The 14,960-nt window shown below is 36.5% G+C and carries 17 protein-coding genes; 10 read left to right on the top strand and 7 right to left on the bottom strand.

Annotated features, from left to right (window positions below):
• Positions 1-201: 201 nt before the first annotated feature.
• A complete protein-coding gene (locus tag A37Q_RS0111865) occupies positions 202-1,158 on the bottom strand; it encodes a hypothetical protein (protein ID WP_018300497.1) in 957 nt (318 codons plus the stop codon).
• A gap of 979 nt (positions 1,159-2,137) precedes the next feature.
• On the opposite strand from A37Q_RS0111865, the gene traT reads away from it, so the two are divergent.
• Complete coding sequence (gene traT / locus A37Q_RS0111855) at positions 2,138-2,830, top strand: complement resistance protein TraT (RefSeq protein WP_018300495.1); 693 nt, start codon at positions 2,138-2,140, stop codon at positions 2,828-2,830.
• Positions 2,827-3,315: a hypothetical protein gene (locus A37Q_RS15960; protein WP_018300494.1), complete on the top strand. Its 489-nt coding sequence runs from the start codon at positions 2,827-2,829 to the stop codon at positions 3,313-3,315. The genes traT and A37Q_RS15960 overlap by 4 nt, the downstream gene beginning before the upstream one ends.
• Positions 3,316-3,361: 46 nt before the next feature.
• On the opposite strand, the gene A37Q_RS15395 is transcribed toward A37Q_RS15960, so the two are convergent.
• Positions 3,362-3,964, bottom strand: a complete 603-nt coding sequence (locus A37Q_RS15395) for an NAD(P)H-dependent oxidoreductase (protein WP_018300493.1) — start codon at positions 3,962-3,964, stop codon at positions 3,362-3,364.
• Positions 3,965-4,171: 207 nt separating this feature from the next.
• Here A37Q_RS15395 and A37Q_RS0111840 point away from each other — a divergent pair, with 207 nt between their 5' ends.
• Both A37Q_RS0111840 and A37Q_RS0111835 read left to right on the top strand, forming a co-directional pair.
• Complete coding sequence (locus A37Q_RS0111840) at positions 4,172-5,080, top strand: LysR family transcriptional regulator (RefSeq protein WP_018300492.1); 909 nt, start codon at positions 4,172-4,174, stop codon at positions 5,078-5,080.
• Between the two features lie 180 nt (positions 5,081-5,260).
• Positions 5,261-5,602, top strand: coding sequence for a hypothetical protein (locus tag A37Q_RS0111835; protein ID WP_018300491.1), 342 nt, complete (start codon positions 5,261-5,263; stop codon positions 5,600-5,602).
• Positions 5,603-5,807: 205 nt separating this feature from the next.
• Here A37Q_RS0111835 and lptB read toward each other — a convergent pair whose 3' ends face one another.
• From lptB to A37Q_RS0111810, 5 genes are all read right to left on the bottom strand, one after another.
• On the bottom strand, positions 5,808-6,545 hold the full coding sequence (gene lptB, locus A37Q_RS0111830) for an LPS export ABC transporter ATP-binding protein (RefSeq protein ID WP_018300490.1): 738 nt from the start codon (positions 6,543-6,545) through the stop codon (positions 5,808-5,810).
• A 6-nt stretch (positions 6,546-6,551) separates the two neighbouring features.
• Positions 6,552-7,328, bottom strand: a complete 777-nt coding sequence (locus A37Q_RS0111825) for an LptA/OstA family protein (RefSeq protein ID WP_018300489.1) — start codon at positions 7,326-7,328, stop codon at positions 6,552-6,554.
• Positions 7,318-7,911, bottom strand: coding sequence for an LPS export ABC transporter periplasmic protein LptC (lptC, locus tag A37Q_RS0111820; protein ID WP_018300488.1), 594 nt, complete (start codon positions 7,909-7,911; stop codon positions 7,318-7,320). The genes A37Q_RS0111825 and lptC overlap by 11 nt, the downstream gene beginning before the upstream one ends.
• Positions 7,908-8,450 (bottom strand): KdsC family phosphatase, encoded by a 543-nt coding sequence (locus A37Q_RS0111815; RefSeq protein WP_018300487.1) that lies wholly within the window; start codon positions 8,448-8,450, stop codon positions 7,908-7,910. Before A37Q_RS0111815 ends, lptC begins: the two co-directional genes overlap by 4 nt.
• A 103-nt stretch (positions 8,451-8,553) precedes the next feature.
• Positions 8,554-9,240 (bottom strand): class I SAM-dependent methyltransferase, encoded by a 687-nt coding sequence (locus A37Q_RS0111810; RefSeq protein WP_154648689.1) that lies wholly within the window; start codon positions 9,238-9,240, stop codon positions 8,554-8,556.
• 85 nt (positions 9,241-9,325) lie between these two features.
• On the opposite strand from A37Q_RS0111810, the gene A37Q_RS0111805 reads away from it, so the two are divergent.
• The 6 genes from A37Q_RS0111805 to A37Q_RS0111775 all read left to right on the top strand — a co-directional run bounded on the left by A37Q_RS0111805 (position 9,326) and on the right by A37Q_RS0111775 (position 14,958).
• The gene (locus tag A37Q_RS0111805) at positions 9,326-10,021 is read left to right on the top strand and encodes a ComF family protein (RefSeq protein WP_018300485.1); all 696 of its coding nucleotides are present in this window, start codon (positions 9,326-9,328) and stop codon (positions 10,019-10,021) included.
• A gap of 52 nt (positions 10,022-10,073) precedes the next feature.
• Positions 10,074-10,580: a hypothetical protein gene (locus A37Q_RS0111800; RefSeq protein ID WP_018300484.1), complete on the top strand. Its 507-nt coding sequence runs from the start codon at positions 10,074-10,076 to the stop codon at positions 10,578-10,580.
• Positions 10,581-11,036: 456 nt separating this feature from the next.
• Positions 11,037-11,909: a DMT family transporter gene (locus A37Q_RS0111790; protein ID WP_018300482.1), complete on the top strand. Its 873-nt coding sequence runs from the start codon at positions 11,037-11,039 to the stop codon at positions 11,907-11,909.
• Positions 11,910-11,914: 5 nt separating this feature from the next.
• A complete protein-coding gene (locus A37Q_RS0111785) occupies positions 11,915-12,373 on the top strand; it encodes a MarR family winged helix-turn-helix transcriptional regulator (protein ID WP_018300481.1) in 459 nt (152 codons plus the stop codon).
• A gap of 117 nt (positions 12,374-12,490) precedes the next feature.
• Positions 12,491-13,924, top strand: coding sequence for an SLC13 family permease (locus A37Q_RS0111780; RefSeq protein WP_018300480.1), 1,434 nt, complete (start codon positions 12,491-12,493; stop codon positions 13,922-13,924).
• A gap of 65 nt (positions 13,925-13,989) precedes the next feature.
• Positions 13,990-14,958 carry a biotin--[acetyl-CoA-carboxylase] ligase gene (locus A37Q_RS0111775; RefSeq protein ID WP_018300479.1) on the top strand — a complete coding sequence of 323 codons (969 nt, stop codon included), beginning with the start codon at positions 13,990-13,992 and terminating at the stop codon, positions 14,956-14,958.
• Positions 14,959-14,960 lie beyond the last annotated feature (2 nt).

Raw genomic sequence — 14,960 nt, 5'->3', positions numbered from 1 at the left:
CCTTCACTCTGTGGATCAGATTTGCAAAATATTTAGGTATTTTCTGTTTGGAGTGTCTGTGCACTTTTTGAAATTCATTCATCATTGATTACAACTACTACTCTATTTATCATTATCATCTAGCTAGGTACAAGAGCCCTAATGCTCCTTTTTTGCTATTTAATAACGCTTCAATCAAGCAACCAAATATTCGACCCATGTTTATGATGATTTCTCATGTATCAGCTGACCGTTCTGAGCAATAAACTGCCCATCCAGCACAGGAAGATAAAGATTATAGAACTGACTGCCCTTATCCTTTTGAGCCTTAGCATAGAATAAGACTTTGTCATTATTCTCTAGGCCTTCAAATTGCCATTCAACCTTATATTCTGAATAATGCTCAGTTGCTTTTCCTTCAGGCTTTGTAATTTGGTAGATGATATACTCCTTGCCACCTTTATTTGCTTTACCAAATTCCTTGAGCGCAGCCTCCTTATGATTTTTATCAACATCTTCTGTCAGAGTATAGTGTTTTTTCAGTGTCGCCTTATCAGAACTAACCGCTACATAATACCTATCTGACCCCAAAGCGAAAGGCTTGCTTTTATAGCGAATCTCATAGACCCCTTCACTATTAAAACTCACTGTCAAAGAGGAAGAGTCACTCTTCGTCTGTATTGCATGATTTTCATCATATATTATATTCAAGCCATGCATATTACCCGTCACTAGCTTATCTTGATCAGCATAGTACCAAGCACGTTCCTCACCTGATATCCATACATTTTTCTTACTGTTATTCTTGATAACAATATCACAACTAATTTTGCTTGATGATAAATTGCAGTTTTCCTTTTGCCTAAAAAAAACATCTGGTTTGTCCGCTCCAGAATAACCATTAAGCTCGGTAATCAGCCGAGCCACAGGAGAGTCAAATGATTCCATTTTTCCAAAGGACAGTCCTCTAGCTGTCGTATTTAATTTCAATATACCCTCTTCATCAGGAGCCAATATTACTAACTCTTCTTCTGGCTTAACAGAAAGATCTATAGATTCAGCCTTAGTAGGTGAAGGCGTATTATTACTATTATCGCCATCGCCACTGCCACCACAGGCACTTAGGGTAACAGCAAGGATGATTGTCATTATTAATAAACTTATTTTTTTGATATTCATATAATTCTCTAACATTACTACTTAAATTTTTGTTTTTAACTTACGTTATATTTTTCATGACAAGCGACTCAGCTGCACCTTAAAGACACTTCTCAGCGCTCTTTGCATTTACCTTCTATCTTGCTTTAATAATCAATTATTATGCGTATTATTGCTATTTAAACTACGTTCAGGTTTTTAGCTAAATAACTCTGATTTGACCTAATTATCACATTAATAAAAGTTATGGATGAAGGACCAAAGGCACGTTAAGATCACTCTTCAATTCATAGAAAGCTATTCAAGATACAAAATATGTATTGTTAAATAGTTTTCTCTTATAATTGAAACTTAAGGATCTACAGTGCACTTGCCATTATAAATGGCGGGCCTCTTTTGAAATTAGCCCTATAGAAAATAGCGCTTTTAAAATTGATTGGCCGTATTGCATTAAAATTAAACTGATATATCCCTCGGTTGCAATATAGCAAAAGCAAAAGGAAAAAATAAAATACACATAAATTCAGTGCATAGCCTCTCACTACTAAAAACTCAAGCAATTTAAACTCTATGCTTTGCCTATCCTTAACAGTAGAGCATTCTATTTCAATACAATCAGAGACACACTGGCTTTTAGCATGCTGATCGGCATGAATACAATTAATGGGAGTATAAAATGATAAAAATAGCAATAATATATGAAAAAAATAAATTATCACTGTTGTATAGTTCTTCATTTTATCCACGCTCATTCCAGTTTAATTACAAAACATGCTGCTTATTCTTTATTGTTTCAGTCAAAAAAAGTGCATTTTACCTTGAATTGTGGAAAAATCAACCAGTATTTTTTGATTTTATTACTAAATCGAGTATCTCTACTATCTATCTTTTAGTCATTTTCTAAAAATCTTTAATTTTAATAAAAATGCGTAAAAATACGCTATTTTTCGTGTCATGATTTCTTTAAAATCGACTGTTTTCGATAAATGTAGAATTGAAAATGCGCTTTAAAATTAAAAAATTAAAGAAATTACTTTCTATCCTTGGCATTTTATTAACAATAACTTTTTTTAGTGGATGCGCAGCTATTGGAACAGCAGTAAGTTACCGTAATCTAGAAACTCAAACATTAATGAGCAATAGTATATTTTTATCTCCAGAGTCTGTTAACTTAAAGCCCACAATATTTGTGATGCTTACAAATACCACAGACCATCCTGATTTTACAATTAAATCACAATTATTTAATGCTCTTCAAGCTAAAGGCTATACTGTAGTCACTCATCCGCAAAATGCCTCATTTATTCTGCAAATTAATATTTTGCAGGTTGGGCAAAAGAGTAAAACTGCTGCACAAGAAATGATGTCTGAAGGTTATGGCGGCACGCTTGAGGGTATTGTTTCAGGTGTTGCCATTGCTAGCACTGCTGGTGCAAATGTTGTTGCCGGCGGCATTGCTGGAGGTGTTGCCACTTCTGTTACTGATAATTTTGTTAAAAATGTCACATACACTGTTATTAGTGACATCAAGCTAAGTCAAAAATTCACCAATAAAACAATTGTTGATAAAACACGTATTTTGAGTACGGCAAATCAGGTAAACCTTGAGTTTGATCACGCAAAACCAATACTTACCACCGGACTATCAGATGCTATTTCTGGATTATTTATCGATCACAAGGAGTCCCCATGAGACAAGCACCTATAATATTGATCATTTCTATAATATTTACTTTGCTAACCGGCTGCGCTCATCATCCAATTGGTAGCGGACCTGTGCTCAATAGCATGAAGATTGAGAAAAAAGATATATTACATGCCGTTGGACATGACTCAACGGTTGTTGGAACAATTGGAGCAGGTGCAGGAGCTGTCACTGGAGCGGTCGTAGGTATTGGATTAACTATTGTTACATTTGGCTTGGCAGCACCATTAATTCCTGTCACAACCTTAGCTGGTGGTGCAGGTGGTGCCGCTATTGGAGCTGGAAGTGGTGCAATTTATGGTTATGCAAAAAATCATAACCAATATTTGTATAGCTATTTGGTCGAGAATAAGACCGATGGGAAGAAATACCTTATTCACCAGTATGATAAAAAGCAAATTGCCAAAGGAGAAATCGTTAACATCTATCATCAAAAAGGAGATGTTTTCTATATTCGAATCACTAAATCGTAAAGTTTAATCGACTTTGTTATAAATACAATAAGCCGAAAGTGATATGCTAAGCCAGTGACCGTTGATTTGAAATTATACGAAAGCTCGCTTTACATATCTCTTCCAAATGATCAAAATAGCGCTTCTTCCACGTTTCTGTATCAGGTGATCTTAGAATATCAAATGCATGAAAGCTTGGCAGAGGCAGCATTCCTACATACTCTTGTGTCACATGCGCCGATCTTAAAATATCATCTGCTGAAAGATTCTCATAGGTCCCGCCTGCCTCAAAAGCAGAGATTGGTGCATTCCAAGTGGTTGATAACATATAATGCGTATTGGTTAATAACCCTGCTTGCCCATAGGCGGCATCGCCACCGTGTGTCACACCAGTACCATATACCTCTTCAATATATTTCTTTAACATCCCCGGCATATTAAACCAATAAATCGGCATCTGAAAAATAACCAAATCTGCAGAAGTGAGTTTGAATTGTTCCATATCAACTTGATAGCCATCCCGAACGCGTGTTGCATCAACAGTCACCCCCTTGTCCCAAAAAAATTGCTTTGCCAACTCAAACATCATCTGATTATAATCACCCTTTGCAATTGCGTTGCTCTCTGCTCCATTAATAATGAATACTCTATTTAATAAATGTGTTGTCATAGCTTATCTCCTGTTGGTTTATCTCATCTAAATTGCCTCTGTAGCCAGCAGGGATTGGCATTAGAGTAATTTAAGTATGCTGGATATTTATGTAAAAATAGACAGTCAGTTTCGGAAATGACTTTTCGATAATATGCAACAATAGATTACCTATTTAATTTTTTATGTTATATATTAGGAATAATGATCCACATTGGATTGAACTAAATGCTTAAAAGCTATCACATTTTCATTACCCTGGCTGAAACACAAAGCTATTCAAAATGCGCACAATCATTGAATATCTCCAACTCTTCTGTCTCACGCGCCATTCAACAACTTGAATTTGAATATGGCGTGACCTTAATTAAACGAAGCACAAGACATGTATCACTGACTGAGTATGGTCAACAGTTCTATCTTAAAGTTAAGGCAATGCTTGAGGATATGAATTCACTTAAGCTCAAGTTTCATAAGGATAATGAGTTATATAGAGGTATCGTTAAACTCTCCGCTCCTTGGTATTTTTCAGCCAGTTATATAGCTCCACTATTAAAAGCGTTTAATCAGCAATACCCACATATTCATATTGAAATAAATTGTGAAGACAAATTGGAAGATATCTCCAACTCACCAACGGATATGTTCATACGCGCAGGAAGGTTAAACGATTCAGAGCTGTATTATAAGCGCCTATTCTCCTATGGCTATTCTCTTGTCACCACAAACTGTTATTTAAAGCGCAACACCACCCCTATCCTCTGTCCAAATAATTTAAAGCAACATACACTTTTAGCCTTGAAGCTAAATAGTGCCTATAACTCATGGCTATTTACTAAAAATGACCATGATTATCGCATTGACCCTTTCTCGCAAGCGCTCCTGATTAGTAATAGCTCTGAAGTGATCACAAATGCTGTTCTATCAGGGGCTGGTATCGCTTTATTGCCTGATATTTTTGTTAAGCCATATCTTCAATCACAAAAACTTATCACACTGCTGCCAGATTATAAAAGTACTGCCAACCATTTTGATAATGCGATCTACCTTCTGTATAGTAAAGAAAAGTCACATCTATTAAAAAACAAAGCCGTTATTCATTTTATTAGCGAGCATGTTCAGCGCCTAACAGACTAAAGGTATAACCATAATCTATAAGTGTCATAATTTTTCATCATTATCAATAAGCGAATAAATACGATATGATCTTGATTACACCGTTAGGGTTTTGAAAAAGAACCCAAGCGTTCTGATAGCCTACACAATGTAGGACCTCTATGAATTAACTTTACTTATAAGGTAAAAGGAGAACACACAATGGGTGCAATTAAAAACTTAGGCTCTATACTTGCTGTTATCGCAGGTGTTTTAGCGATCATTTTCTCAATTATCGCATTTGCTTATAGTCTTGCTGTTGCCATTCCTGCATTACTACTCAGTATTATTATGCTTATATTTAGTCTTGTTAGTTTTGCAGATACAAAAGCGCTTGCCAGCAGCCTATTTATCATTAACTTTATTCTAGCAATTATTGTTGCAAGCTTTGCAACGCATGTGCTTGCCAATGTGATGGTGTTAATGATTATTGGCAGCATTATCGGCTTTATCTCAGCGATATCAATACCACAACAGACAAATCTAGCGCATATGAGAAGATAATAAGATTAAGCTTTATTCTATTTATACCACTCGCAAATCATTTTGCGGTGTTTAATGTTGAAGAAGTTTTTGATAGTTTTGAGTCATTGGATTGCAGGTAATAGCTCCGACTATTAGTAATATCTGGTGACTTAAAAGAACAAGAAATTCAATGGCAGAAATAGGGTAAAATGATTTGCGAGTGGTATAACTTGCGTGACTGGCATTACATCTTAAATTGCTCACCAAGATAAACCTTTCTCACTTGCTCGTTACTTAAAATGTCACGCGGGCGCCCTGAGGCAATCATATGACCGGCATTAACAATATAAGCACGTTCACAAATATCCAAAGTTTCACGCACATTATGATCGGTAATCAACACGCCAATGCCACGATTTTTCAAGTGTGTGATAATCTTTTTAATATCAATAACGGAAATAGGATCAACACCAGCAAATGGCTCATCTAATAAAATAAAACGTGGCGACATCGCAAGTGATCTTGCAATTTCCACTCTTCGCCTTTCTCCGCCTGAAAGACTCATTCCTAAAGAGGAGCGAATATGTTGAATGTTAAACTCATCTAAAAGTGCATCAAGCTCATCGTTGCGCTCAGCTTTTGATAGCTCTTTTCTTGTTTCAAGAATCGCCATAATGTTTTTCTCAACACTTAACTTTCTAAAAACCGACGCCTCCTGTGGTAAATAACCAATGCCCATTCTTGCACGCCAGTGAATCGGATATTTAGTAATATCCTGATTATTCAGCTTCACGACGCCTTTATTCGGGCGAATCAAACCAACAATCATATAAAATGAAGTGGTTTTCCCAGCACCATTTGGCCCCAAAAGACCAACAATCTCACCACTTTTCACCTCCATGGAAACATCCTTCACAACCCAACGTGAACGGTATGCTTTTCCTAGATTTTCAGCTACAAGCTGATGCTTTTGTTCTGTCATAGTGTACTACTTGTTTATATCTGAATTATTAAGAATCACAGTCGCTCGCGTTCCTGTGTCAGGCACGGTAACAACGCCTGTATTTGTATTATAGAGCACTTTTTTACCGCTAAATTGATTTCCACCTCGATTAATATAAGCATTTTTTTCAATTGTAAGAAGGTTCTTCTGCATCTCAAGCGTCATTATCTGACCTCTTGCATACATTGGCGGATCATCATCTTTAGTTGTACTGTCTTTACCAGCATTATCATTTGCATCCTTCACAGTTGGTTTTGGAAAAGGAATTGAATAAAATTTTGCTGTATGTTCATCATCGGTTGTCAAAATCACCTTATCAATAGCTTTATTATCTGCTGTAAATAAGATGGTTAATTTTTGCCCTGCAAGAAAACGACAACCATTTTGTTTTTTACAAATTTCTTTTGCTTCTTTGAGAGAAGCTGCTTGTTTTTGTTCATAATCACCCAGTGTATTGATTTTTGCAAATGAATACGTTGAGGCTGTATCGTTGGTATTAGTTTCAGGGATAGGGGTACTGGTACACAGTATATTCGCCCCTTTTACCTGTAGTACAACAACATCGCCTTGGTAAATTAATTGATGATTTTTTTGGCTGTAGCTTAACATATCACTACATACTGTAATAGGACCATCTTTGGTGGTATTTTTACCAAACATTTTACTTGCATCCATTGTGCTAGATCCACTTTGTGCAAAAGCACTTGAGGAAATCACCATCGCACCAAAAACAAAAATACCACGCACTAATCTATTTTTCATTGCCCACATAATAGCTTCTCACATTACTTAATAATTGATAGTCGCCCTGATTAGGATGCCCTGTTAACCCAACACCAGTTGTAATATTGTCTGTACCTGGTTCGGTAATCGTTACCAGTTTATCCGTATTAATAAAATCTTTATTATTATCATAATTAACCAGCTCACTGGCAATTTTGATAGGTGGTGTATTGATGCCATCTCCCGCTCTTTGCATCACGACATGACCATACATCTGAACATTATTATTGTTGTTCGTTACTTTGGCATGATTTGAGCTAATATCCCACGGTTTCTGTGATGGATCTTGTGTGTTGAATACACGTATTTTCACATCAGACATAATGGCATCTTCATTTTGATAACGCTTTGCTGTCTTTGCATCAGCGATATATGCGATGCTGCCTTTATCTGTTGTTTTAATATAGCGCAAGTTCTCAGCAGTATTGACAACAAAATTGGGCGGAATTGCTCCCTTTAAAACCTGCTCCTCTGCTGATTTAATCACAAACCAACCACTGACACTGACCACAATGGCTAAAGAAACCGTAGAGACAAATGCACGTTTACCAAAAAAAATCAAAACATTGCCTCACCATAGAGTCTGTAATCTTCAACGACCTTATCCAACATGCCTTTTGCTGAAAATAATCTCTCAACACATTCTCGAAGCGCACCTTGCCCACCTGCTTTAGTACAGTGATAATCAACATAAGGTAGAATAAGTGCATTGGCATCCAAAGGCGCTGCGGAAAACCCAACCTTATCCATCAAAGCTAAATCTGGTAAATCATCTCCCATATAGGCGATTTGCTCATTTTCCAGCTGATATTTTTGTTTCAACTCATTAAATGCATCAATTTTATTTTTCTGCCCTTGGTAAATATCTTCAACACCCAGTGCTCTAAAACGTGTTTCAACAATATTAGAGCTTTTGCCTGTAATAATGCCAACTCGAATACCTGCTTTTTTCAATAACACTAATGCCAAACCATCTTTAACATCAAAGTGTTTAGATTCATTGCCATCATTAGAGATAATGATTTTCCCATCACTCATCACCCCATCAACATCTAAAATAAAAAATTTAACTTTCTTTAACTTGTCATCTAACACTGTCATTTTATGCTACTTACTTCACTTTTTCACACGCAAACAAAAATATCTGTAGATTGTAACATGCTTGGGGTATGCAATCATTTTATATCTCACAAATCCTCGAACTTTATTGAGGATTTTGCTTCATCCAAGCCTTAAGCATATCTAAAGAGATGCTTGCTTGTTCTTCATCAACACGTTTTGCCTGTAAATATGCTTGCGTGTATGCACAACCGTATATAAATTCATAGCTTACTACACTCCCACCCTCTTGCAAGGCATCACAAAAAGCGTTCCACCTGTTCTTACCTGTTAACGTTTTTCGCATTTTTGTATCCGCTAAGGGTTCATTAATTTCACGAACATCTTGAAATAATGTACTGAGATTTTCATAGCTTAAGCTCAGTGTTTCACTATCCACAACAGGGTCTTTAAATTGATGTTTTAATAAAATATCACCAATATCATGCATATCAAGCATTTGGTTTATATGTGGCACATAGTCACCACTTTTTCGCCACGCTTCAGTAATCTCCTGTAAAGTTGTACTACCAAAACTGCTAAATAAAAGTAGCGCGTTTTTGGACAAGGCATTCTGATATCTCTCTAATGCTCCAGCGATATTCTCTGCAAGATGAATACATGCATTTGACAGAATTAAATCTACCTTGCCATTGAGGTCATCAACAAACTTTGCCCCTTGATAACGCGCTTGTAAAGATTGCTTTTGCACATCAGAAAACACCCCTTCTAAATAGATGGCTTGGGGAGAGATTTTAATAAATCCAAGGCGATCTATCAGGCGATCTGCCATTTCTTCTTTAATGAATCCTGGATTATTTTTTAATCTATTTTGTTTATTTTTTGTTGAAAGATGCTTAAATAAAAAGTAGTCAAACATGGATAGAGGCAAATCAGTGTATGTAGCACGCATTGTAAAGCAAGTTTTTCAATTCACCAAATCTCTTCTTTTTAATTATGAATGTATTCTTTGTCGAGAATCGAGCGATAAGAGCTTATGTCAGCACTGTGAAGAGAGCTTATCAAATGAGTCTATTGTATATAAAAGGCGCAGCATTATAATTAATGAGCAAGGCGTTAATATTTATAGTTTTAACCACTATCATGATCATACAAAAAAGCTTTTAGGTATGTTTAAATATGAAAAGAATCATCTTGCTGGCGAGGCACTTTGCTACTATTTTGCTGCAACTTTCAAACGCCAAAGTACACTGGAAGATATTGATATGATCCTTCCAGTTCCAAGTCATCGATTGCGTTATTTGGTGCGTGGATTCAATCAAGCTGATATTCTGGCAAACTCGATTGCTCATAACAGCAATAGCACTTTATTTTTAAACACCATCAGTAAATATAAATATACCAAGGCACAAGCTCAATCTGATTTCACCACACGTCAAAATCAACCAATGAATACTTTTCGCCAGAAATCTCCGCTGAAGGCAAATCACCTCCTCATTGTTGATGATGTCATTACAACAGGTGCGACCATAAAGGCAATTATCTCAATGTTGCAAGCCGATGGAAATAATCAAATCAACAAAATAAGCGTACTTACACTTTGCCGTGTTTAAGCGAATGGCATATAATGATCACAGTCACCAACTCTCCATTTAAGGCAAATCAATGAGTCAAGAAACCTTTGAGATTACAACTTATCATGCCCATATTACCCAAGGCTCTCCTGAGAGCTACTTCTGGATTGGTGCATTTATCGTGATCTGCATCGTCATCTATTACCTTATTGCCGTTTTATTCTCTCTTAGCATTTACAAGCTCGCCAAACGTATTGATAAGGACAAGCAAATTTTTCCTGCTTGGTTTGCATGGATGTTCCTTATACCTATCGTCGGGTACGTTTTTCGCTGGATGATGCTGCCATTTGGCATTGGAAAGGCACTTAAGCATTATGATTCTGCTGAGATTAGAAAAAAAGGAAGTACTTTATTTGGCCTTGGTTTAAGTGTTGTTATTCTACCGCTTATTAGCTGGATTTCTTTTTTATCAATTGCCGTTGCCATTGCCAGCATTGTCTTATTTATTCTTTATTGGGTAAAAGCAGTGCAAACAAGAAAGCTACTTGAAAAACAACTATCTAGTGATCATCAGTCTCTTGATGATAGTGAGAAGTAAGACTAAACATCTTTACTACTTCTTTTTTGTTTCCTTGATCTTGCTTGGCTTAATACTTGCTTGTGTAATATAACGGGAACTCCAAAGATATAAAAACATCTCCATTATTCATTCTCCTCTTTTATTGTTTATTTGTTGTCTTATAAAAGATTACCTTGAGTCTGAATAATGCATACATGCTTATACTGAGACTTAAAACGATTCTTTAATGATGTTGTCATTCCTGCGATGGATACATATCTTTTCATATCGTGCTCCTTAGTTTTAGTCATGTATGAAATAACTTCAATGACCCTATACTAACTAAAAATGTCTTAAAAAACTGTTTCATGTAAGTAACAGTCTGTATCTTTTTTGATACATAAACGCATACTAACAACACATAGATTAATAAGACTTGAAATTTAATAATATTTGATTATAATAATGTTTAATTCTATAATTGAGTATATTAACATGAAAACAAATCATCATATTGGCATTATCTTTACATTACTAAGTGCATTTTTTTATGCCGTGCAAGCAGCAATTATTAAAGGCATTGATGGCAGCGTCCCTGTGCCTGTTCTGGTTTTTATCCAAAGTCTTATTGCGCTAATTATCCTCATACCTATCATTGGTTTTAAACAAGTCAAAAGTGACACTTCGCTCTTTAAAAGTAAAGTGCCTGTTTTACATATCTGGAGAACGATATTTAGCCTAGGCATCAGCTACTTTTTATTTATTGCGCTTCATTTTGTTCCACTAGTTGATGGCGTACTACTTGCCAACACCTCACCTTTTTTCATTCCATTTATCTTATTTATCTTTATGCGTCAAAAACTACAGCATAAGATGTGGCTACCACTTATCGCTGGCTTTATCGGTATTATTTTAATCTTAAAGCCTGATAGTCATATCTTTGATGCTTACTCGTTAATCGCACTTGGTGCTGGGATCTCTATGGCACTTTCCATGACCATGGTGAGACAAATTTCAGCTTATGACAATAGTATTACGATTGTATTTTATTACTTTTTATTTTCAACGATTATCGCAGGCATCGTCTCTATTGCATTTTGGACACCTATTAGCCTACAAACCGTTTTTGATCTGATAATTATCGGTGTGCTTTTCTTTTTAGTACAGTACCTTCTTGTCCTTGGGTTAACCTATACAACCGCGCAAAATGTCGGTGTACTATACTATTCAAATGTGATCTTTGCTGCGATTCTTGGCATGCTATTTTTCAGCGAAGTATCAGACTTTATCTCTATTATTGGAATCCTACTGACAATTATCAGCGCCATTGTTATAATCAGACTACCAGCAGCTAAGAAAATAAAATAGCGTTAATGATTTTTTCTTCGACACAACTTTTAGAGTTTGCCGTTTGTGATACCGGTTTATTAATCAGAAAGTTATATAATATTCATGCCAAAACCTTAGGGCTAAATGTGCTTGATCGCCGTGCGCTTATTCATATACACTTCAGACCCAACTTAACACAGGTAGAGCTTGCAGGTCACCTTGAAATTGAAGCGCAAAACCTTATCCGTGTCTTAGATAGACTTGTTTCCCAAGGTTATATTGAAAAAGTTGCGCACCCTTCAGATAGACGTGCCAAATGTATTCAAATTACTGACAAAGGCAATCATATTCTTAACCGACTCAACCATAAAGTTGCTCAAAGTTATCAGCAAATGCTTGAAGGTATTTCAGAGGAAGATCAAACTGCACTGTTAAATACATTAGAAGCATTAAAATCAAACCTATCACAGGTATTAAGCACGCTAGAAGAAGAAAGAAAATAGCTATGAACTCAATCTAAAAATGGCCGTGATCTTTTGAGAATATTTCACCCATTTTATGGAAAAATGCACAACTTTCATCTAACTTAATAAAAACACACAACCTAGCATGCTAACACTATGATCGCAAAAGGTATTGATGTTCGGTTGTTTTTCAAAGTTTCACTTGGGATCATCTGCGCACTAGCAATCTATTATTTTGCACTGTCATTAGATTTTGGTCAGTTTACCCCCGCAGGCAAACATGCTTTTGCCGTATTTTGCGTTGGGGCATTTTTATGGATTACTAACATATTTCCCTTAGCCATCACAGGCATTATCGTTTTATTCTTACTACCCGCCTCTGATGCAATTAAAGCACATGATATTTATAGCTATTTTGGCAACTCGGCTGTCTTTTTTGTTTTAGGCGCATTTATTCTTGCAAGCCCTGTTATGCGATCGGGTCTAAGTAAACGCATGGCAATTAGCATTATTTCAAAATTTGGAAAAGGCCCAAAAACTCTTACAAGCTCCATCTTTGTCCTTTCAAGCTTCTTGGCTTTTTTCATAAGTGAACATGCGGTTGCGGCAATGCTTCTTCCCATCGTTATTGAAATCGTTAAGGCAACAAAAGTTTCTACGCGTAGCCGGTTTGCCTTTGCAAGCTATATGGCAATGGCTTGGGGTGCTATGATTGGCGGCACTGCGACATTACTAGGCGGAGCACGTGCGCCGCTTGCTTTAGGGATATTACAAGATACATTTAATAGCAATCACAAATTATCACACTTTGGCAGCATCAGTTTTATTGAGTGGACTTGGTGGGTAATCCCTATTGTACTAATTATTCTTGTGGTGGCATTAGTATTTGTCTTACTGATTGCACATAACAGCCAAGCCAACATTGAACTTGCACAAAAAACCTTGCTGCAACATAAAGAAAAAATGGGCAAAATCAGTACAAGAGAAATCTTAACACTCCTTGTACTTCTTTTTACTATTTTCCTTTGGGTTTTTTATGGAACCTCTTGGGGACTTGATTGGATTGCACTTTTAGGGGTGATTCTTGCATTTCTTCTGCGTATTACAAACTGGAAAGAAGTTGAGCGTGATGTTCAGTGGGGTATTTTCATTATGTATGGTAGCGCTATTGCCCTCAGTGTCACACTTCAGCAAACAGGTGCCGCCCAAGAAATTGTCCATTTTATTCTTGCCCTTGGTATTGAGTCTCCGATTGTTATTTTTATACTCTTGATAGCACTTGCTTGTATTTTAACAGAGCTTATGAGTAATGCCGCGGCTGTAGCAGTTCTTCTTCCTATTGCCCTTGCCCTTTCCATTGAATACGGCATTGACCCCAGAGTCATGACCATTGCCATTGCAACAAGTGCAGGGCTTACCTTTATGCTACCTGTCAGCACCCCCGCGATGGCACTTGTCATTAACTCAGAGTATGTCAGATTACAACGTGCTTTCCTATGGGGCAGCTTGTTAAAGATCATTGGCTTTTTTGTTATTATTATCATTGCCTTGAGCTACTGGCCGCTTATTGGTCTTAATATAGTTATTTAACTTTTGCAGTCCGTAAAATAGCTAAGAAATGATATACTCTCCAAAAAACCTTTTAAAGCACGCTGATGAATAACACTTTAATTAACATTTTCAAACTCTTAAGCGCTGATAGATATATTGATGGATCCAGCATTGGTCAAACACTCAACATTACCCGCTCAGCCGTATGGAAAGCCATCCAGCAGCTACAAGACAAATATCAGGTGCCGATTATCTCCAGCAAAGGAAAAGGCTATAAACTGGCCGATAATTTAAAGCTCATTGATTTACAAGCCATCTATGATTGTTGCCATAATAAAGAGACCTTAATCGAGTATTTCCCTAGTATAGATTCAACAAACACCTACTTACAAAAAAGTGTCCAACGTGCGAAATATCATATCTGTATTAGTGATCATCAGTCTCAAGGCAAGGGCCGCTTTAACCGACCTTGGAGCTCTCCTTTTGCACAAAATATCTACTTTTCTTTGAAAACGACGCTTAATAAAGATGTCAGCGAGTTATCTGGACTAAGCCTTGCTATTGCTTGCGCCATCTCTGATGCGTTAGTAAAAAGTGGCTGCACAATCTCACCGCAAATTAAATGGCCAAATGATATTTATCTTAATGGCAAAAAACTCTCTGGAAATTTAATTGAAGTCAAAGCTGAATCAAACTATCAAAGTCAAATTATTATTGGTATCGGTATCAATGCCAATATGAAAGCCTCGACCAACATCTCTCAAGAGTGGACTTCTTTAGCCTTATCAACAGGTCAAATAGTCAATAGAGAAGCTATTATCATTTCACTGATCAGCACACTATTAGAAAGCTTAAATCAATTTGAAAATGAGGGGTTCAATGCATTTTTAGCACAATACCAACAATATGACTACCTTCATAATAAAGAAATAAGCATTATTTTGCCCAATGAAACCGATATACAAGGGCAGTGTCTTGGTGTAAATGCATTGGGTCAGCTATTGATTAAGAGTGAAAACACAATAAAAACATTTGCCTCAGGCGAAGCGTATATTGATAAAAGCTCGCTATAACC

This window comes from Fangia hongkongensis FSC776 = DSM 21703 (assembly GCF_000379445.1).
Taxonomy (GTDB): Bacteria; Pseudomonadota; Gammaproteobacteria; order Francisellales; family Francisellaceae; genus Fangia; species Fangia hongkongensis.
Note: the sequence above shows the minus strand (reverse complement) of the source record. Positions and strands in the feature narration are given on the sequence as shown.